This is a genomic window from Novosphingobium sp., assembly GCF_019748365.1.
Taxonomy (GTDB): Bacteria; Pseudomonadota; Alphaproteobacteria; order Sphingomonadales; family Sphingomonadaceae; genus Novosphingobium.
In genome coordinates, this window is sequence record NZ_JAIEPN010000025.1 from 1 (window position 1) to 18,043 (window position 18,043).

Sequence of the window (18,043 nt, forward strand, 5' to 3'; positions counted from 1 at the left end):
GACGAAGCGGCGATCAAGGCCGCGCACGAGCAGTTCGACTTCCTCGAGATCGTGGTGCGCGACGAGGACTACAAGACGGGCAAGCGCCAGCACGAGGCGCTGCAGAGCGGCCTGATGAAGGACGTGCTGTTCGGCCGCAACGAGCGCGGCGGCCAGGTGTTCCACACCTGGGCGGCCAAGCTGCTTGAGGCGAGCGACGACGAGCTGGTCGAGATGTTCGCCCGCGAGGCACAGCGCGAAGCGGCGGAATGATCCTCAAGGCTGCGGCGTGATTGCGCTGCAGCCTGCAGAGGCATAGGCTGAGCCTCCCGGGGCGAGGGAGGGATATCATGCGCATGTATAGGGTGCTGGCACTGGCCTTGCTGGCGGGCGGAGCGGCGACGGCGGCGACGACGTTGCACCGCGCACCGTCGGGCGATGCGGCAGCCTTGGCCATGCTCGATCCCTCAAGGCTGGCGGCAGCGGCTTGCGCGGAAAAGGCGCGGGCGGGCACGCCGATCCTGCTGCTGCGGCTCAAGCAGGCGGCCTCGCTGATGGGGCCGGTGGTTCCGGGCACGTTCCCGCTCTATGGCGGGGTGCCGCGTTCGGCGCTGGAGCCAGGCGGGCTGACCGCCGAGGCGCGGCCCTGGTTCGATCAGGGCATCGAGATGGCCTACAACTTCAACCATGCCGCCGCGATCGCCTCGTTCCGCAAGGCGCAGGCGCTCGCGCCCGGGTGCGCGCTGTGCTTCTGGGGTGAGGCGCTGGTGCAGGGGCCCAATATCAACGCGCCGATGGAGGCCAAGGCGCTGGCGCCGACGCTGACTGCGCTGGAGAAGGCGCAGGCATTGGCGGGCAAGGCAACGCCGCTGGACCGGGCGCTGATTGCGGCGCTGGCGGCGCGCTATTCGGCTGACCTCAAGGCGGACCGCGCGGCGATGGATGCGGCCTATGCCGATGCGATGCTGGGCCTTGCCGCGGCGCATCCGGGCAATGACGAGATCGCGGTGCTGGCCGCCGAGGCCGCGATGGACACGAGCCCGTGGAACTACTGGCAGCCGGGCCGCAGCGAACCGCGGGCGCGGATCGACAAGGCGGTGGCGCTGGTCGAGGACGTGCTTGGGCGGCATCCGGGGCACCAGCAGGCCGCGCACCTCTATATCCACCTGATGGAGAATTACGTCAGCCCCGAGCGCGCCGAGAAAGCGGCGGATGCGCTGGCGATGGGGGCGATGCCCGAGGCGGGGCACCTCGTCCACATGCCGGGGCACATCTATTACCGGATCGGGCGCTACAAGGATTCGATCCGGGCCAATGTGGCGGCGGCGAAATCGGACGAGGCCTATCTGGCGCGAGTGCCGGATGATGGCCTCTATCGCTATGGCTACTATCCGCACAACGTCCACTTCATCGTTACGTCTGCGCAGCAGGCGGGCGATCTGGGGCTGGCGGTGGCGCAGGCGCGCAAGCTGATGCGGATCATCCCTTCGGACAAGGCGGTGGAACTGGGCTGGGTGCAGGCGGTGGTCGCCGCGCCTTCATTTGCTTTTGCGCAAGGGGGGAGCCCGGCGCAGATCCTTGGCCTGCCGAAGCCCGATGCGCGCCTGCCCTATGTGCGGGCGATGTGGCACTATGCGCGCGGGGTAGCCTTTGCGCGACTGAACCGGCCCGCAGCGCTGGAGGCGGAGCTGGCGGCGATGGACAAGCTGACAGCCGATCCGGGGATCAAGGCGCTGGAGGGCCAGGGCGTGCCGGGGACGGACCTCATCCATCTGGCGCAGCATGTGATGCGCGGGCGCATGGCCTATGCGCAGGGGCAGTTTGCCGCGGCGGCGGAGCATTACCGGCAGGCGCAGGCGATCGAGGGGACGATCCCCTATCAGGAGCCGCCTTACTGGTACTACCCGGTGGGCCAATCGCTGGGTGCGGCGCTGCTGGCGGGCGGCAAGGCGGCGGAGGCGCGCGAGGCGTTTCAGCAGGCGCTGCTGGTCGCGCCGGGGAACGGCTGGGCGCTGTGGGGCCTGGCGCAGAGCGAGGCCGCGCTGGGGCACAAGCTGGAAGCGCGCGCGGCGGAGGCGGCGCTGGGCCGCGCGTGGCTGGGGGATCGGCGGTTGCTGCGGCTGGACAGGCTTTAAGCCATGCTCACGACAAATGCTTCGTCACCCCCGCGAAGGCGGGGGTCCAGGGCGTCCATGCGCTGGCCTTGCACCGTGCCGCTCTGGATTCCCGCCTTCGCGGGAATGACGAAGTGTTTTGGGCTTAGTTCGGTGTTTGGGCCAGCTCGTTCCTAACCGTCCTTGTAGTAGTAGCTGTAGCCGTTGATCGCGGGCGCGCCGCCGAGGTGGGCGTAGAGGACGCGGGCTCCCTCGGGGAAGAAGCCCTTGCGCGTGAGGTCGATCATGCCCTGCATCGACTTGCCCTCGTAGACCGGGTCGGTGATCATCGCTTCGGTGCGGGCGGCGAGGCGGACGGCGTCGTTGGTCTCGTCGGAAGGGACGCCGTAGGCCGGGTAGGCGTAGTCCGGATTGATGACGATCTCGTCCTCCCGGATCGTGCGGCCGAGACCGACCAATTCGGCGGTGTTGTCGACGATCATGCGGACCTGCGCGCGGGTCTGCTCGAGCGTGCCCGAGGCGTCGATGCCGATGACAGTGTGAGCGCGGTCTTGCGCCGCGAAGCCGACGATCATGCCGCCTTGCGTGGAGCCGGTGACGACGCAGACGACGATGTAATCGAATTTGAAGCCAAGCTCGGCCTCCTGCGCGGCGACTTCTTCCGCGAAGCCGACATAGCCCAATGCGCCGAACTTGTGGACCGAGGCGCCGGCAGGGATCGGATAGGGCTTGCCGCCCGCCGCCTTGACGCTTTCGATGGCGTCTTCCCAGCTCTGGCGGATGCCGATGTCGAAGCCATCATCGACGAGGCGGCTGTCCGCACCCATCAGGCGGGTGAGCAGGATATTGCCGACGCGGTCGTAGACGGCGTCGTAATGCGGGACCCACTTTTCCTGCACGACGACGCACTTCATGCCGAGCTTGGCGGCAGTGGCGGCGACCATGCGGGTGTGGTTCGATTGCACGCCCCCGATGGAGACGAGCGTGTCCGCGCCCGAGGCGATGGCATCGGGGACGATGTATTCGAGCTTGCGCAGCTTGTTGCCGCCGAAGGCGAGGCCGGAGTTGCAATCATCGCGCTTGGCCCAGATTTCGACCTTGCCGCCCAGCGCCTCGCTAAGGCGGGGCAGGCGCTCGATGGGGGTGGGTCCATAAGTGAGCGGGTAGCGTTCGAACTTGGCGAGGAGGGACATGGCGGCTCCGGCATGCGGTTGATTCGTGGCGGAAGATAATCGGAACTGCGTGGAAGGTGCTTGCAAAGTTGGCGACCTTGGAAGCGTATTTCGGGTGAAATGGCGCTTCTATTTCCGTATTCTTCCGCTAGATATGTAATCCATGAAAGAACCTTCCATTGAGCTGGACCGGATCGACCGCAACCTGTTGCGCTTGCTGCAGGCGGACGGGCGGCGCTCCAACGCGGAACTCGCCGACGCCGCGAACATCAGCGCGGCGACCTGCCACCGGCGCGTGGCGCGGCTGGTGGAGGCGGGTGCGATCACCGGATTTCGCGGGTTCGTCGATCCGGGCGTGGTTGGGCTTGGCACGCTGGTGATGGTGGGCGTGGTGCTCGATCGTTCGACGCCGGAGAGCTTTGCCGCGTTCGAGGGCGCGGTCTTGGGGATGAAGGAAGTACTCGACTGCAATCTGGTGGCGGGGGACTTTGATTACCTGCTCAAGATCCGCGTGCGCGATATTGCCGATTTCAACGCGCTGCACGGCCAGCGGCTGCTGACCCTGCCGGGCGTGCGGCAGACGCGGACGTTCTTCGTGATGAAGGAAGTGAAGGAGAATGCGCCGCTGGGGTTTTGAGGGGTGTGTGCTTCACCGCCCTGGATTCCCGCCTCCGCGGGAATGACGAAGGCTCGGGGGAACCTTCCTTGTTCGTCATTCCCGCGGAGGCGGGAATCCAGAGCAGGGCCACACGGCATTTGACAGCACCGTAGCGCCGCTTATCCCTATGGTGGGTCAGACAAAGGGGAATGGCGTGGGCGCAGTGGGGATCGCAGAGGCAGGTGGCGGCGTGGAGCTCAGCCGGACGCTGCTGCCGCGGCACGTTTCGATGATCGCGATTGGCGGGATCATCGGCGCGGGGCTGTTTGTCGGTTCCTCCACCACGATTTCGCTGACCGGGCCGGCGGCGGTGATTTCCTATCTGATCGCGGGGCTCCTGATCCTGCTGGTGATGCGGATGATCGCCGAGATGGCCATCGTGCTCGAAGGCGTGCGGACCTTTCCCGATTTCGCGCGGGCGGGTCTAGGCCACCTCGCCGGGTTTCTTTCGGGCTGGCTCTACTGGTATTTCTGGGTCGTGGTCGTGGCGGTGGAGGCGATTGCCGGGGCCAAGATCATCGGCGGCTGGCTGCCGGGCGTGCCGGAATGGGCGATCGGCGCCGGGCTGACCGCGCTGATGACGGGCGTGAACCTGATGTCCACGCGCAGCTACGGCGAGTTCGAGTTCTGGTTCTCCTCGATCAAGGTCGCCGCGATCCTCGTGTTCAGCCTGATCTGCGCGCTATGGGTCTTCGGCATTACCGCGCCGCAGGGCTTTTCCATCGGCAACCTGACCGCGCATGGCGGCTTTGCACCGCATGGCTGGGGGCCGGTGCTTGCCGGCGTCGCTTCCACCATCTTCTCGCTCTGCGGGGCGGAAATCGCGACGATTGCGGCGGCGGAATCGCCTGATCCCGCCAAGGTCATCGCGCGGATGACCGTCTCGGTCGCGCTGCGCATCGTGATCTTCTACGTGCTCGCCATCGGGCTGATCGTCGCGGTGGTGCCGTGGACGCAGATCGTTCCGGGCCATTCGCCCTTCGCGACGACGCTGGCCGCCATGCACATCCCGGGCGGCGAGACGATCATGAGCGCGGTGGTGCTCGTCGCGGTGCTTTCGTGCCTCAACAGCGGGCTCTACGTGACGAGCCGCGCGCTGTTCGGCCTTGCGCGGTTTGGCGATGCGCCGGACTGGCTGGTGCACGTGAACGCGCGCGGGGTGCCGGCGCGGGCAATCATTGCCGCCAGCCTGTTTGCCTATGGTGCCCTCGCCGCGCAGTGGCTTTCGCCGGGGACGGTGTTCAGCTTCCTCGTCAATTCCTCAGGCGTGACGATGATCCTGCTCTACGGGCTGGTGGGCATCGCGCAGCTGAAGGAGCGGACGCGGATGGAGCGCGAGGCGCCGGAGCGGCTGACGCTCAAGATGTGGTTCCATCCCTTCGGCACGCTGACGGCGCTGGCGGCGATGCTGGCGGTGCTGGTGTTCATGGGGCTGCAGCCGGACCTGGCGAGCCAGCTCTGGATGAGCCTGCTGGTCGCGGGGCTGTTTGCGGCGGCATTCTGGCTGCTGCGGACGGGGAAGCGCGCCTGATATGCCGGAGGTGGTGACCGCAGAGGAAGCCGCCGCGCTCGTCAAGAGCGGCATGTGGCTTGATTACGGGTTCGGCGCGACGCAGACCGAGGCATTCGACAAGGCGCTTGCCAGCCGGGTGCACGAGCTATCGGGCGTAAAGGTCCGCAGCTGCCTGACGACCCGGCCGCGCGCATTTCAGGAAGCCGATCCGGAAGGCGCGCATATGCTTTCGGCGAGCTGGCATTTCAGCGGATACGACCGGCGGCAATTCGATGCGGGGCGCTGCACCTATGTTCCGCTCAATCTGGGCGAGTGGCCCGATCTCTATCGCCGCTTTGTGGAGCGCGTGGATATCGCGGTGTTCCAGGTCTGCCAGAAGGATGCGGACGGGAATTACAACTTCTCGATTTCTGCGTCCTACCTGCGTTCGCTGGTCGAGAAAGCGGACGTGGTGATCGTCGAGGTCAATCCGGCGCTGCCTTATAGCTTCGGCCCGGATAACGCGGTGCACGAGAGCGAAGTGGACTTCGTGATCGAGGTGCCCGCCCTTCCCGCGCCCGAATTGCCGAGCGCGACCTCGAGCGAAGTCGACCTCGCCATCGCGCGGCTGGTGGCGGCGGAAATCCGTGATGGCGATTGCCTGCAATTGGGCATCGGCGGGCTGCCCAATGCGGTGGGCCGCGCGATTGCCGAGGCAGGGGTGAAGGACCTTGGCGTCCACACCGAAATGATGGTCGAGGGGCTGGTCGAGCTGGTGAAGACGGGCGCGGCAAACGGCGCGCGCAAGCAGATCGATGTGGAGCAGGCGGTCTATGCCTTCGCGATCGGGACGGCGGACATCTATGCCGCGCTGGATCGCAACCCGGCCTTCATGGCGCGGCAGGTGGACTATACGAACCTGCCCAGGACGGTAGCGCGCAACGACAACGTGTTCTCGGTCAACAGCACCGGGCAGATGGACTTGCAGGGGCAGGCGGCATCGGAAGCGGACGGCTACCGGCACTTCAGCGGGACCGGCGGTCAGCTCGGCTTCGTGCGGGCGGCTTACGAATCCGAAGGCGGGCGCGGCTTTCTGTGCATGCCATCGACCTACGAGAAGCACGGGGTGCGCAAGAGCCGCGTGGTGGCGGGCCTCGCGCCGGGGACGATCGTGACCGTGCCGCGCACCGATGTGATGTATGTGGCGACCGAGTACGGCATGGTCTGCCTCAAGGGCCTGCCGGTGGCCGAGCGGGCCAAGGCGATGATTTCGATCGCGCACCCGGATTTCCGCGAGGAACTGGAGCGCGAGGCTTATGCCAACGGGTTGATCCCGAAGCATTATTTCTGAGCCATGAAAACCGTATTCACATGGTTGGGCCTGATCGTGCTGGGCCTTGCGTTGGGGATCGGCCTTGCCGTCTGGCAGATCCGGAGCAGCGGGCTTGGCAACGATGTGCGCGTGGGGCCGTGGAGCACCGGGCGCGACGTGGGCACAGCGAATGCCGACATCAAGACCCGCGCGATTGTCGCGCTGCGCGGGCTGCTGGCGCTCCCGGCGCGGGAGGCGCGCTATTTCACCGCGGCGACCGACAGTGCCGGTGCGCCGCTTTCCGGCAAATGCCGCTATGCGCTGAGCGGCGGTGCCATCGAGGCGCGCTGGTGGAGCGTGACGCTCTATGATCGCGGCGGCTGGCTGATTGCCAATCGGTGGAACCGGCATTCGGTCGGCAGCGCCCGCATTCCGGCGGGCGAGACGGACAAATGGACGGTGCTGATCGGGCCGGATGAACAGCCCGGACTGTGGATACCGACGGGCGGCGATGGTCCGTTCGAGCTGACGCTGCGCGCCTATCGTCCGCAGGGGTTGATGGCGCGCGATCCGGCGCGGATCAGCTTGCCGACGATCACGAGGCGGGAGTGCCGCCCATGATGCGCAGGCTCGCTCCGCTGCTGGTTGTCGCGTCGGCTGCCTTGGGCAGCTACTACGCCACGCTTGCTGCCACGCCCTATGCCCTGATGCGGCTGGCAGAGGCGAAGCTGACGAAAACCGCGCCGGTCAATCATTTCACCCACACGCCGCCGGTACGCGCAGACCGGCAGTTCGTGGTGCGGCCGAGCCCCGATCTGCTCTATTCGGTGTGCCCCTACGACCTGAGCGCTGGGCCGCTGGAAGTGACCGCCGTGCCGGTGCCGGGGCGCTACAGCTCGATCAGCGTGTTCGATGCACGGACAGACAATGCCTTCGTTCGCAACGACGAGGAGATGGCGGGGAAGCCGATGCGGGTGGTGCTGGCGCTGGAGGGGCAGGCTGTCCCGGCGGGGGCCGAGACTGTGCGAGTGCGCTATCCGACGGGGATCGTGCTGCAGCGCGTGCTGCTGGCCGATCCATCGGAGGCGGCCGCGGTCGATCCGATCCGCCGCAAGGCGCAATGCAGGACGCTGGCCCAGTAGAACGGCGCGATCCCCCCGGCCCTCCTCCGAAGGGACCGCGCCTTGCGCCTCACGCCGCCCGCGCGGCGGGCGCAAATGGGTAGTCGGTATAGCCATCAGCACCGCCGCCGTAGATGCGCGCGGCGTTGAGCGGGTTCATCGGCAGTCCTTCCGCGAGGCGGCGCGGCAGATCGGGATTGGCGATGAACAGGCGGCCGAACGAGGCGGCATCGATCTCACCCGCATTCAGCGCTTCCCGGACGCGCTCGCCGGTGTAGCTGCCGTTGGCGATGTAGTTGCCGCCGAAGGCCTTGCGGACGACTTGCGGATCGACAATCCGCTGGAACGGATCGCCGCGCGGATCGCTGGGTTCGACGCAGTGGAGATAGGCAAGGCCGCGCTTGCCGAGCTGCTCGGCAACATAGGCGAAGACCGGCGCCGGGTTGCTGTCGCTCATGCCGTTGATGGTGAGCGAGGGCGAGAGGCGGATGCCGACACGGTCCGCACCCCAGACGCGGGTGACCGCATCGGTCACTTCGAGCGTAAGGCGGGCGCGGTTCTCGATGCTGCCGCCGTACATGTCGGTGCGGTGGTTGGTGCCATCGCGCAGGAACTGGTCGAGCAGGTAGGCGTTGGCGCTGTGGATCTCCACGCCATCGAAGCCGGCGGCCTTGGCGTTGATCGCGGCGCGGCGGTAATCCTCGATGATGCCGGGGATTTCCGCAAGCTCGAGCGCGCGGGGGACGACGAAGGCCTGCGGGCCTTCATAGGTATGGGCATGGCCTTCGAGCCCGATGGCGCTCGGCGCGACGGGGAGCTGGCCGCCCGGCTGAAGCGAGGGGTGCGAGAGCCGGCCGACGTGCCAGAGCTGGAGCACCATGCGACCGCCCGCAGCGTGGACGGCATTGGTCACCTTGCGCCAGCCTTCGACCTGGCGCTCGCTGTAGATGCCCGGCGCATTGGCATAGCCCTTGCCCTGCGGCGAGATATGCGTGGCTTCCGAGACGATCAGCCCGGCGGTAGCGCGCTGGCTGTAGTAGATCTGCTGGAGTTCGTGCGGGGCCTCGTCGGCATTGGCGCGGGTGCGCGTGAGCGGGGCCATCACGATGCGGTTGGCAGCCTCGATCGCACCGTAGCGGATCGGCTGGAACAGGGGATCTTGGGTCATGAACTCATCCTTTTGCTGGCGGGGAGGGTACGGGTATTGAAACGTGGCGAACGGAGCAGGCCCATGGCGGCGAGGAGGCCGACAGTGGCGAGCAGGGCCCCAGCGATCTCCACGGCGGCGGGGACCATGCCGGTGAGCGGGACCGAGAGGATCATTGCCGCGACGGGGACCACGGCAGGGAACAGGCTGGCACGGGCGGCGCCAAGCTGGCGGACGGCCATGCCGAAAGCGATCAGCGCGACCACACCGGAGAGCACGCCCTGGACCATGATCTGGGCCAGCAGGGTCTGCAGCGGGAGCGCCGCAAGCCGGGTGAAACCGCCGGTCAGGACCAGCATCGGTAGCGCAAGCAGCGTCGAGAGCAGCGCGACGGCAGCGGTGGCGGCGACGGCATCGAGGTTCCAGCGCTTGAACAGGATGGTGTAGGCGGACCAGCTGAGACCGGCACCGAGGAAGAGCAGGTTGCCGAGCCAGACCATGCTGCCGCCGGAGTGGCTCTTGTGGCTGGCGATCACGGCAAGACCGGCGAGGATCAGTGCGATGCCGATGACTTTGGCCCGCGTGATGCGTTCGCCCAGCAGCACTGCGGCGGCGGCCATCGAGGCGAGCGTGACGGCGGAGGGCTGGATCACCGCGCCGTTCGACAGCGGAGCATAGAGATAGCCGGCGCTGCTCAGCAGGATGAACGGTGGTCCGGCGAGCAGGGTGAGCGCGAAGGCGCGGGGCCAGACGATGCCGGCAAGGCGCGGCAGATCATGGCGGATCAGCCAGGGAAGCAGAACCAGCGCGGCGGGGCCGAAGCGGAGCAGCGCGAAGTCTTGCGGGAGGAGGCCAGCCGCGGTGCCCGTCTTGGCAAAGACGAAGTAGACCGCCCAGATCAGTGCGGCGAGGACGCCTGCAGCGAGTCCGGACTTCGGGGCGGAGCCCTGCAGGGTGAGAGAGGGGTGAACCTCGCCATGATCGGTGGAGCGTGGGGAAGCTAGCGCGGTCATGACGAGGCTCCTGGTGTGGCCCGCCGGGCGGGAGGGGGGAGAGCGCCGGCGGGCCAAGCCTGTTCAGCTGGCGGGGCTCACGCGGCGAGACGGATGTCGAGCGCGGGGGCGGCCGGGAAGTCCACGGGGACCTTGGTCACGGCGTGGAGGTAGTTGGTGATCATCTTGTCACCGATGGTGACGATGACATCGACGAGGTTTTCCTTGGTCCAGCCGGCAGCGAAGAAGGCATCGACAAGGGCTTCGTCCGCCTGGCCGCGGTTCACGGCGATCGAGCGGGTCAGGCGGGCGAGTGCATCGAGCTTGGCATCGGAAGCGAGGCTGCCGGCGCGGATTTCGAGGATCTGGGCATCCGAGAAGCCGTTCATCTTGCCGAGCGCGGTGTGCGCGGCGAGGCAATAGGCGCAGTCGTTGACCTGGCTGACGACGAGGTTGACCACTTCGCGGGCCTTCGCGTTGATCGACGACTTGGCCGACTGCAACGCGAGATAGGTGCCGAGCGCGTTGTTGGAGTGCGCAAGCGTGGCGTAGAGATTGGGCACGAAGCCGAGCTGGCCGTTGAGGGCATCGAACAGGCCCTGGTTGCCGGCAGAAACGGTATCGCGGGTCGGGACAGTGAAAGCGGTCATCGTCAGGTTCCTTTGATCGGGGCGGCGTGTTTGCCGTGCACCCTTGATGGCCCTGCCCGCGCCCTTCCGGCAGACGTCCCGTCGCGATTTGCCCTATGCCTGACAGGAATAGATGCGCGCGCAGCGGCCGGAGACAGAGGCTGGACGGTGATGACAGCGCCGAACCGTAGCAAATGCCCGCCAAGCCGCCCGTCAGCTTGCCGAGCCGGCGCGATGCGGCATCACCGGTAACACTTGGCCAACGCGCAAGCTTGGGACCGTGCTTCGTGAAAGAGCTTGTTATCGAAGATGATGACGCCTTGGGCGAGGCCCTGCAGGCGGCTTTCGCCGGCGCGAGTTGCACGGCGGAAGTCTGCGCCTCGGGGCGCAGCGCAACCGAACTGCTGGTGCTTTATCCGTTCGACGCGGCGGTGATCGATCGCGCGTTGCCCAACATGGACGGGCTTGATCTGGTGAGCAGACTGCGCCGCGGCGGATCGCCTTCGCGCGGTTCGGTCCTCGGCATCGCGATTCTCACGCGGCTGATCGAGACAGCGGGCGGCTCGATTGCCTTCGGCCAGAGCGAGAGCGGCGGGACCGGGCGAGAGGAGCGTGCTCTAGGCGCGCGGCTCACCCATGCGCACGAGATCGGCGAGCATGCGGGTGGTTGGCGCGGGCACGCCGGCCTGTTCGGCCATGCGCACGATAGCGCCGTTGATGGATTCGATCTCGGTGCGCCGGCCAGCGAGCCGGTCCTGCAGCATCGAGGGCTTGTGCGTGCGGTGGTTTGCCAGCGCGAAGTCGATCTTGGCGAGCACCCGCACTGGATCAATGGGCACCCCAAGCGCGGTGGCGGTGGCAATCGTTTCTTCAGCGACGGCGGTGGCGATGCGGCGGCCCTCCGGGCAATCGAGGCCGCCCACCGGCAGGCCGGTGATGGTCGAAAGCGGATTGAGCGCGGCGTTGAACGCCACCTTTTCCCAGACCGAGACACGCACTTCCGGATCGATCACGGTGTTCAGCGCGGCCTTGTTCAGCACCTCGGCGACCGCTTCGGCGTGGAGGTGGGCGCGCTCATTCACGCCGCCGAGCCAGATATGGCCATCGCCGTGCGAGGAGACCAGCGCGGGGCCTTCAAGGTCAGCCGGGAAATCGGTAACGCCCCACAGCACGTGATCGGTATGAAACACTTCGGCGATAGCTTCCACATTGCCGAGCCCGTTCTGCAGCGTCAGCACAAGCGGGTTGTGCGCCGCCAGGTGGGCAACCGAACGGATCGCGGCGGCGCTGAACATGCCCTTGGTCATGAGAAGGACGAGATCAACCGGGCCTTCAACCTTGGCAGCAAGGCAGGCGCGGACCTTTGCATGCGCCGTGCCGTTGTCGTCGTGAAGCGTGATGCCCTCGCGCCCAATCACGTCGAGCCGGGCCTGATCGACATCGACCACCGCCACCTCGAGCCCGCCAGCCGCGAGGCGCGCAGCCAGAAAGCAGCCCATCGCGCCAGCGCCGACAATCACGATCTTCGAAAGCATAATCCGGTTCCTCACGTATACGCGCGAGTGTTTCGAGATCGGATCGGGGGGTCAAGTCCGCAGAGGCAAGTACGTCGCAAACTGCCGTGCGGCCTGCGGCAATAGCCCCGCGCGGCGGCGATAGAGCAGAACCTGGCGCTCGGTTTCCAGCTCTGGAACAGCGAGTTGGCGCATGGTGCCGCTGGCGAGGTGCGGCGCGACGAGCGGGCCCGGCAGCCAGCACAGCAGGCGGCTCGCAGCGGAAAGGGCGATCATCGTTTCGACGGAGGCCGTCTCCACCGCGACGGGCGGCACCGGCAGGCCAGCCGCCCGGAAGCGGGCAGCAAACTGCACACGCGGCGTGGCGGCGGGGCCGGGCATGACCCAGCTTTCGCCCGCGAGCTCGGCCATGGAAGGCGCATCGGCGATGGGGTTGCCAGCCGCGCAGAACACGCCGAACCGGTCGGTATAGGCGCAAGTGCCCATGGCCTCGACCGCATCGGATTCGAGGCGGGAGGCGGTGACCACCAGATCGACCTTGCGATCGAGCAGCGCGGCGAGGAGATCGCCATCGGTCCCCTCGACCATTTCGATCGCGAGGTGGGGATGGGCTTCGAGCAGCGCGGCGGCGGCGCGGGTGACGAGCGTGCGCATGACCGCCGCCACCGCGCCGATGCGCACCACACCGCGCCGGAGGCCGCGCAGGGCATCAAGCTGATCGCGCGCCGCCTGCATCTCGAAGGCTAGGAGGCGCGCGTGATCGAGCAGGATTTCGCCCGCCGGGGTAAGCGCCATGCCCTTGCTCTGCCGATCGAACAGGCGGTGGCCGAGGCGCTGCTCCATGCCGTGGATCATCCGGCTGAGCGAAGGCTGCGTGAGGTGAACGATAGCCGCAGCCCGGCCCACGCTGCCGGTTTCCACCACGGCGATGAAGGCACGCAGCTGGCGTTCGTCAAAATCCATGCAGTGAGCGTATGGCTTTTCTCCAAGAATGCAATTGTTGCTATGGCCTGAATCGGGCACTCTTCACCCTGCGGCCAGCGCACGCCCGGCCCACGGGGAGAGACCATGCCAAGCGTTCGCGAAATCACCATCGGCCTGCTGCGCGAGCTGGGCATGACGACGATCTTCGGCAATCCCGGTTCGACCGAGCTGCCGATGTTCCGCGATTTTCCGGACGATTTCCGCTATGTGATGGGCCTGCAGGAGAGTGTTGTGCTCGGCATGGCGGACGGCTTTGCGCAAGGGACCGGCAATGCCGCGCTGATCAACCTGCACAGCTCGGCTGGCGTGGGCCATGCGCTGGGCAACCTGTTCACCGCCTACAAGAACCAGACCCCGCTGGTGGTGACGGCGGGCCAGCAGGCGCGCTCGATCCTTCCTTACGAGCCGTTCCTCTTTGCCGAGCGCGCGACCGAATTTCCGCAGCCGTTCGTGAAGTGGTCCTGCGAGCCGGCGCGGGCGCAGGATGTGCCAGCGGCGATTGCGCGCGCCTATGCCGTGGCGATGGCGCCGCCCTATGGCCCGACGTTCGTTTCGATCCCCATCGACGACTGGGATCAGCCGGGCGAGCCCTTTACCTCGCGTCGCATCCATGCCGCACGTGCGCCCGACCGCACGGCAATGGCCGAATGCGCAGAAGCCTTGGGCAAGGCCGCCCGGCCCGCGCTGGTGGTTGGTGCCGGGGTGGCGCGTGATGGCGCTTGGGACGAAGTGATCGCACTCGCCGAAAAGCATCAGGCGTCCGTCTGGGTTGCGCCGATGTCGGCCCGGTGCAGCTTTCCGGAGAATCATCCGTTGTTCGCAGGGTTTCTGACGGCGGGGCGCGAAGCCATCGTTGCTCAGCTGGCAGGCCACGATTTCGTGCTTGCGCTGGGCGGGCCGATGAACCTCTACCATGTCGAGGGGCATGGGCCGCATATCGCGGACGGGACCGAGGTCTGGCTGATCGGTGACAACCATGTCCATGCTGCATGGGCTCCTGTCGGCACGGCGATTGTCGCCAACACCCGGCAGGCACTTGCGCTGCTGCTGGAAAGCGGCCCGGCGCTTGCGCGGACAGCGCCCGCACCGCGCGCACTGCCGCCGGTGCTCGATGGATCAGCGATGACGGATTCCTATGTCCTGCAGCGCCTTGCTGCGCTGCGTAGCCCGAACAGTGTGATCGTCGAGGAAGCGCCCTCCACGCGCGGGACGATGCACGATTATCTCCCCATCGTGGCGAAGGACACGTTCTACACCTGCGCCAGCGGCGGGCTGGGACACGGCCTGCCAGCGTCAATCGGCATGGCGCTGGCCCGGCCGGGCGACAAGGTAATCGCGGTGCTGGGCGACGGGTCCTCGATGTACGCCATCCAGGGGCTCCATGCCGCCGCGCAACTGGGTGTGGCCGTCAGCTTCATCGTGCTCAAGAACCGGCGCTATGAGGCGCTGCACAGCTTCGGACGGCTGTTCGGCTTGCAGACATTGGTGGGGACGCAATTCCCCGAGCTCGATTTCTGCGCGCTGGCTGCAGGACACGGCATCACCGGGCGCAGCGCGGCTGATGCAGCCTCGCTCGATGCGGCGCTTGCATGGTCGCTGGCAGCGGACGGGCCGACACTGGTCGAAGCCGTGATCGATTGAGGAGGGCGAGGCGATGGATGTGACCCGATACGTCGACGACCGCCCCGAAGACGGGGTGTTCCGCGTCAACCGCGCGATCTTCACGGATCAGGCGGTGTTCGAGCGCGAGATAGAACAGATCTTCGAAGGCGGCTGGGTGTTCCTCGGCATCGAGAGCCAGGCCGAGAATCCCCACGACTTCTTCACCACCACCATGGGCCGCGTGCCGGTCATGGTGCAGCGCGACGGCGAGGGGACGTTGCGCGGCTTCGTCAATTCCTGCCCGCACAAGGGCGCGCGGCTCGCGCAGACGCGCGCGGGCAATGCGCGGCTTCACGTATGCCCCTACCACAGCTGGAGCTTTGACAGCGCCGGGCGCAGCAAGGCGATCAAGTCGCACCGCGCGGGCTGCTACAGCGCCGCGTTCGAACAGACCGACCATGGCCTTGCCGCGCTGCCGCGCTTCGAGGCCTATCGCGGGTTCCTGTTCGGCAGTCTGGCCGCCGATGTCATGCCGCTGGCGGACTATTTGGGCGAGGCGGCCAAGCTGCTCGATCTGGTAGCCGATCAGAGCGAGGAGGGGCTGGAGCTGGTCCCCGGGCAGGTGACCTTCACCTATGAGGCCAACTGGAAGCTGCAGCTGGAAAACTGCTCCGACGCCTATCACTTCACCTCGGCGCACCCCTCCTACATCCGCGTGCTGGAGCGGCGGCAGCAGGAGATGAGCGCCGACGTGGTCGCCTCGGTCTGGGAGAACAGCGACTACTGGAAAGAGGAAGCGCAAGGGGTTGCAGGCGGGAGCTACAGCTTCGCCAATGGCCACGTGCTCAACTGGGGCATCTTCGGGATCACCCCGGCAATTCCGCTCTATGAAAGCGCAGGCGCGCTGGCGGAGCGCCACGGCGAGGGCAAGCGCGACTGGATGTTCAACATGCGCAACCTCACGATCTTCCCCAATCTGCAGGTCGCCGAAAACGCCTCGAGCCAATTGCGCGTGATCCGCCCGCTCGCCCCCGGCCTCACCGAAATGCGCACCTGGTGCATCGCGCCCAAGGGCGAAAGCGCCGCCGCGCGCCGCCAGCGCATCCGGCAGTATGAGGACTTCTTCAATCCCACCGGCATGGCGACGCCGGACGACACCGTCTCCTACGAGAACTGCCAGATCGGCTATGCCGGCACGGTGGAGCCGTGGTTGCAGGGCTATGCCCGCGGGATGACGGCGACAGTGGAGGGCGGCAACCGCTTCTCCGACCTGATCGGGATGGCTCCCGAACGCAGCGTTCTGGCGGACGCGCAGCTTTGCGACGAGACGCTGTTCCACAGCTATTACCGCGCATGGGCACAGCGCATGGCCGGGGAGAGCGAGGCATGAGCGCGCCCCTCACCCGCGCCGAGGCCGAGGACCTGCTGTTCCGCGAGGCGCTGCTGATCGACACGCAGCGCTTTGCCGAATGGCTGGGGCTGTTCACCCCCGATGTCGAGTTCTGGATGCCCGCGTGGCGCGACGAGAGCTCGACGACTGAGGACCCGGACCGCGAGCTTTCGCTGATCTACTACAAGGGCCGCCGCAATCTGGAGGACCGGGTGATGCGCCTCACCTCCGGGCTCTCCACCGCATCATCTCCGCTGCCGCGCGTGGTGCATCAGGTGACCAATGTCATGGTGCTGGAGGCGACTGAGGATGGAGCCACGGTATCAGCCGCCTTCACCTGCCACCGCCATGATGTGCGGATGAACCGCAGCGACTGCTTCTTCGGCCGGTATGAATACCAGTTGGTGCGGCAGGACAGCGCGTGGCTCATCGCGCACAAGAAAATCACCCTGCTCAACGACACGATCCCCACCGTGGTCGATATCAATTCGATCTGAGTCGCCCACGTGCTTCTGCTGGCGCGGGACGCTTGCGGGAGGTGGCACGGGAAAATCGGATGGTGAGCCCTGCTGGGTTCAAGCCAGCGACCTACTGATAAAACGATCGGCGCCGGATAGGTCCAGGAATGTCGGACATCCAGGCTTGCCATGGGGATGCGGGGTGCAGCGTCCTACCTTCACCGTCTCGATAACACCCGAAGCGATCAGCCCGGGCGAGGCGCAGTGCTGCGCAGGAGCGACACGCCGGCAAGGACCGCCAGCATGGCAATGGCGGCCAGCGCCGCCGTCTTGCTGCCCAACGCGCGGTCGAGTTCCACAAATGCGAGCGGGGCGACAAGGACGCCGAGATAGGCAAACGATGTCCCCGTCGCGACGGCCTCGGCCGTCCGGCCTGCGGGAGCGGCAAGCCCCATCTCGGCGAGGAGGATGCCGTTCCAGCCCATCGCCGTCGCCCCCAGCAGCGCGCTGCCGGCGGTGAGGCGCAATGCCGAGGGCAGCGGCCAGAGCAGCAGCAGCCAGGCCGCGCCGGTCAGCAGGCCGATCAGGGCAAGATGCAGCGTCGCACGGCCCCAGCGGGCCGTCGTTATGCCGAAAAGGATGCGGGCACCGGCGCCGGCCACGGTCGCGATCGCCAGATAGCCGGCGGACTTGCCCACCGACAGGCCATGCAGCCAGACCAGCGCGGGCACCAGATACGTGGTGAGCGCCGCCTGGTTCATGGCGTAGAGCCCTGCGACCAGCGCCAATCGGCGCGTGGCACGCTGGGCGAGCGTGCTGCGAACCGATCCCAAGGGGTGCTGGCGTGGCGGCAGATTGGCGGAAAGCGTGCCGAACGCCTGCAGCCCCGGCAGCGCGAGCACGAACGTGGCCGCAAGGACGGCCAGCACCGGCAAGGTCATGCTCTGCCAGCCCGACACTTGCGCGACATGCGGCGCGATCAGGGCGACGAGGGCCGTGCCGACCGGCACGCCCGTCTGCCGCAGCGAGACGACCAGCGGCTGCGCGGCCTGCGAATAGCATTCGGCCAGCGCGAGCGAACTCGACGGGACGATGACTCCGTAGGCAAAGCCCATCAGGACAATGCCGAGGCAGGCGGCGACGACATTCGCGACCGGTGGTGCGACGCAGGCAAACAGGGCGTAGCCAAGCCCCGTCGCGATAACCGAGCCCAGCTGGATCGTGCGCACGCTGAAGCTTGCCATCAGCCGCGCGGTGCTCACCGATCCGGCAATGGCCGCCGCGTAGATCAGCGAGGTGTAGTAGCCGATCCAGCTTTCAGGCAGGTGCTGCGACCGCACAATCAGCAGGGAAATCGCGAGCGGCCCCGCGATCGTGAAGGACGCCGCGATCTGAATCAGCGAGGTTGCCAGCAGGGTGCCGAGGCCGCGCTGGCGCGGCGCGCCTGCGTGAGAGGCTGGGGCGGGTTCCGAGATAACC

General features: G+C 67.1%; 17 protein-coding genes and 1 pseudogene. 11 read left to right on the forward strand and 7 right to left on the reverse strand.

All coding sequences use genetic code 11. The features are described from left to right. Together K5Q19_RS03730 and K5Q19_RS03735 are read left to right on the forward strand one after the other, a co-directional pair. Nucleotides 1-252, forward strand: a 252-nt coding sequence (locus tag K5Q19_RS03730) for an SRPBCC family protein (RefSeq protein ID WP_365758309.1), incomplete at its 5' end; no start/stop codon positions are given. Nucleotides 253-329: 77 nt separating this feature from the next. Continuing rightward, nucleotides 330-2,114, forward strand: a complete 1,785-nt coding sequence (locus K5Q19_RS03735) for a hypothetical protein (RefSeq protein ID WP_292941331.1) — start codon at nucleotides 330-332, stop codon at nucleotides 2,112-2,114. Nucleotides 2,115-2,266: 152 nt separating this feature from the next. On the opposite strand, the gene K5Q19_RS03740 is transcribed toward K5Q19_RS03735, so the two are convergent. Beyond that, nucleotides 2,267-3,286, reverse strand: coding sequence for a 1-aminocyclopropane-1-carboxylate deaminase (locus K5Q19_RS03740; RefSeq protein WP_292941333.1), 1,020 nt, complete (start codon nucleotides 3,284-3,286; stop codon nucleotides 2,267-2,269). Between the two features lie 142 nt (nucleotides 3,287-3,428). Between K5Q19_RS03740 and K5Q19_RS03745 the strand changes: the two genes are divergently transcribed. From K5Q19_RS03745 to K5Q19_RS03765, 5 genes are all read left to right on the forward strand, one after another. After that, nucleotides 3,429-3,902 carry an Lrp/AsnC ligand binding domain-containing protein gene (locus K5Q19_RS03745; RefSeq protein WP_292941335.1) on the forward strand — a complete coding sequence of 158 codons (474 nt, stop codon included), beginning with the start codon at nucleotides 3,429-3,431 and terminating at the stop codon, nucleotides 3,900-3,902. 175 nt (nucleotides 3,903-4,077) lie between these two features. Continuing rightward, entirely contained in the window at nucleotides 4,078-5,454 is a 1,377-nt protein-coding gene (locus tag K5Q19_RS03750) for an amino acid permease (RefSeq protein WP_292941337.1), read from the forward strand. A gap of 1 nt (nucleotide 5,455) precedes the next feature. After that, nucleotides 5,456-6,766 carry an acetyl-CoA hydrolase/transferase C-terminal domain-containing protein gene (locus K5Q19_RS03755; RefSeq protein WP_292941339.1) on the forward strand — a complete coding sequence of 437 codons (1,311 nt, stop codon included), beginning with the start codon at nucleotides 5,456-5,458 and terminating at the stop codon, nucleotides 6,764-6,766. A 3-nt stretch (nucleotides 6,767-6,769) separates the two neighbouring features. Beyond that, complete coding sequence (locus K5Q19_RS03760; protein ID WP_292941341.1) at nucleotides 6,770-7,348, forward strand: DUF1214 domain-containing protein; 579 nt, start codon at nucleotides 6,770-6,772, stop codon at nucleotides 7,346-7,348. Further along, nucleotides 7,345-7,869 carry a DUF1254 domain-containing protein gene (locus K5Q19_RS03765; RefSeq protein WP_292941343.1) on the forward strand — a complete coding sequence of 175 codons (525 nt, stop codon included), beginning with the start codon at nucleotides 7,345-7,347 and terminating at the stop codon, nucleotides 7,867-7,869. The genes K5Q19_RS03760 and K5Q19_RS03765 overlap by 4 nt, the downstream gene beginning before the upstream one ends. A gap of 49 nt (nucleotides 7,870-7,918) precedes the next feature. Here K5Q19_RS03765 and K5Q19_RS03770 read toward each other — a convergent pair whose 3' ends face one another. The 3 genes from K5Q19_RS03770 to K5Q19_RS03780 all read right to left on the reverse strand — a co-directional run bounded on the left by K5Q19_RS03770 (nucleotide 7,919) and on the right by K5Q19_RS03780 (nucleotide 10,637). After that, nucleotides 7,919-9,016 carry an alkene reductase gene (locus tag K5Q19_RS03770; protein ID WP_292941345.1) on the reverse strand — a complete coding sequence of 366 codons (1,098 nt, stop codon included), beginning with the start codon at nucleotides 9,014-9,016 and terminating at the stop codon, nucleotides 7,919-7,921. After that, a complete protein-coding gene (locus K5Q19_RS03775; RefSeq protein WP_292941347.1) occupies nucleotides 9,013-10,008 on the reverse strand; it encodes a DMT family transporter in 996 nt (331 codons plus the stop codon). Before K5Q19_RS03775 ends, K5Q19_RS03770 begins: the two co-directional genes overlap by 4 nt. Before the next feature lie 77 nt (nucleotides 10,009-10,085). Beyond that, nucleotides 10,086-10,637 (reverse strand): carboxymuconolactone decarboxylase family protein, encoded by a 552-nt coding sequence (locus tag K5Q19_RS03780; protein ID WP_292941349.1) that lies wholly within the window; start codon nucleotides 10,635-10,637, stop codon nucleotides 10,086-10,088. A 173-nt stretch (nucleotides 10,638-10,810) separates the two neighbouring features. Between K5Q19_RS03780 and K5Q19_RS21935 the strand changes: the two are divergent. After that, a pseudogene (locus tag K5Q19_RS21935) lies at nucleotides 10,811-11,101 on the forward strand (response regulator); the annotation flags it as partial. A 132-nt stretch (nucleotides 11,102-11,233) separates the two neighbouring features. On the opposite strand, the gene K5Q19_RS03785 reads toward K5Q19_RS21935, so the two are convergent. Both K5Q19_RS03785 and K5Q19_RS03790 read right to left on the reverse strand, forming a co-directional pair. Continuing rightward, nucleotides 11,234-12,151, reverse strand: a complete 918-nt coding sequence (locus K5Q19_RS03785; RefSeq protein ID WP_292941351.1) for a ketopantoate reductase family protein — start codon at nucleotides 12,149-12,151, stop codon at nucleotides 11,234-11,236. 51 nt (nucleotides 12,152-12,202) lie between these two features. Continuing rightward, the gene (locus tag K5Q19_RS03790) at nucleotides 12,203-13,093 is read right to left on the reverse strand and encodes a LysR family transcriptional regulator (protein WP_292941353.1); all 891 of its coding nucleotides are present in this window, start codon (nucleotides 13,091-13,093) and stop codon (nucleotides 12,203-12,205) included. Between the two features lie 105 nt (nucleotides 13,094-13,198). Between K5Q19_RS03790 and mdlC the strand changes: the two genes are divergently transcribed. Genes mdlC through K5Q19_RS03805 form a run of 3 tightly spaced genes read left to right on the forward strand, consistent with a single transcriptional unit; the run spans nucleotide 13,199 to nucleotide 16,603 of the window. Then, complete coding sequence (gene mdlC, locus K5Q19_RS03795; RefSeq protein ID WP_292941355.1) at nucleotides 13,199-14,755, forward strand: benzoylformate decarboxylase; 1,557 nt, start codon at nucleotides 13,199-13,201, stop codon at nucleotides 14,753-14,755. Nucleotides 14,756-14,768: 13 nt separating this feature from the next. Further along, nucleotides 14,769-16,106, forward strand: a complete 1,338-nt coding sequence (locus tag K5Q19_RS03800) for an aromatic ring-hydroxylating dioxygenase subunit alpha (RefSeq protein ID WP_292941357.1) — start codon at nucleotides 14,769-14,771, stop codon at nucleotides 16,104-16,106. Continuing rightward, nucleotides 16,103-16,603: an aromatic-ring-hydroxylating dioxygenase subunit beta gene (locus K5Q19_RS03805; RefSeq protein ID WP_292941359.1), complete on the forward strand. Its 501-nt coding sequence runs from the start codon at nucleotides 16,103-16,105 to the stop codon at nucleotides 16,601-16,603. Before K5Q19_RS03800 ends, K5Q19_RS03805 begins: the two co-directional genes overlap by 4 nt. A 206-nt stretch (nucleotides 16,604-16,809) precedes the next feature. Here the strand turns inward: K5Q19_RS03805 and K5Q19_RS03810 are convergent, their stop codons facing one another. After that, nucleotides 16,810-18,039 (reverse strand): MFS transporter, encoded by a 1,230-nt coding sequence (locus K5Q19_RS03810; protein WP_365758332.1) that lies wholly within the window; start codon nucleotides 18,037-18,039, stop codon nucleotides 16,810-16,812. Nucleotides 18,040-18,043: the final 4 nt, after the last annotated feature.

Coding starts and splice junctions, on each gene's coding strand:
- K5Q19_RS03770 (WP_292941345.1), bottom strand. CDS start 9,016: ATGACCCAAGATCCCCTGTTCCAGCCGATCCGCTACGGTGCGATCGAG.
- K5Q19_RS03735 (WP_292941331.1), top strand. CDS start 330: ATGCGCATGTATAGGGTGCTGGCACTGGCCTTGCTGGCGGGCGGAGCG.
- K5Q19_RS03790 (WP_292941353.1), bottom strand. CDS start 13,093: ATGGATTTTGACGAACGCCAGCTGCGTGCCTTCATCGCCGTGGTGGAA.
- K5Q19_RS03800 (WP_292941357.1), top strand. CDS start 14,769: ATGGATGTGACCCGATACGTCGACGACCGCCCCGAAGACGGGGTGTTC.
- K5Q19_RS03785 (WP_292941351.1), bottom strand. CDS start 12,151: ATGCTTTCGAAGATCGTGATTGTCGGCGCTGGCGCGATGGGCTGCTTT.
- K5Q19_RS03765 (WP_292941343.1), top strand. CDS start 7,345: ATGATGCGCAGGCTCGCTCCGCTGCTGGTTGTCGCGTCGGCTGCCTTG.
- K5Q19_RS03740 (WP_292941333.1), bottom strand. CDS start 3,286: ATGTCCCTCCTCGCCAAGTTCGAACGCTACCCGCTCACTTATGGACCC.
- K5Q19_RS03775 (WP_292941347.1), bottom strand. CDS start 10,008: ATGACCGCGCTAGCTTCCCCACGCTCCACCGATCATGGCGAGGTTCAC.
- K5Q19_RS03780 (WP_292941349.1), bottom strand. CDS start 10,637: ATGACCGCTTTCACTGTCCCGACCCGCGATACCGTTTCTGCCGGCAAC.
- mdlC (WP_292941355.1), top strand. CDS start 13,199: ATGCCAAGCGTTCGCGAAATCACCATCGGCCTGCTGCGCGAGCTGGGC.
- K5Q19_RS03760 (WP_292941341.1), top strand. CDS start 6,770: ATGAAAACCGTATTCACATGGTTGGGCCTGATCGTGCTGGGCCTTGCG.
- K5Q19_RS03755 (WP_292941339.1), top strand. CDS start 5,456: ATGCCGGAGGTGGTGACCGCAGAGGAAGCCGCCGCGCTCGTCAAGAGC.
- K5Q19_RS03745 (WP_292941335.1), top strand. CDS start 3,429: ATGAAAGAACCTTCCATTGAGCTGGACCGGATCGACCGCAACCTGTTG.
- K5Q19_RS03805 (WP_292941359.1), top strand. CDS start 16,103: ATGAGCGCGCCCCTCACCCGCGCCGAGGCCGAGGACCTGCTGTTCCGC.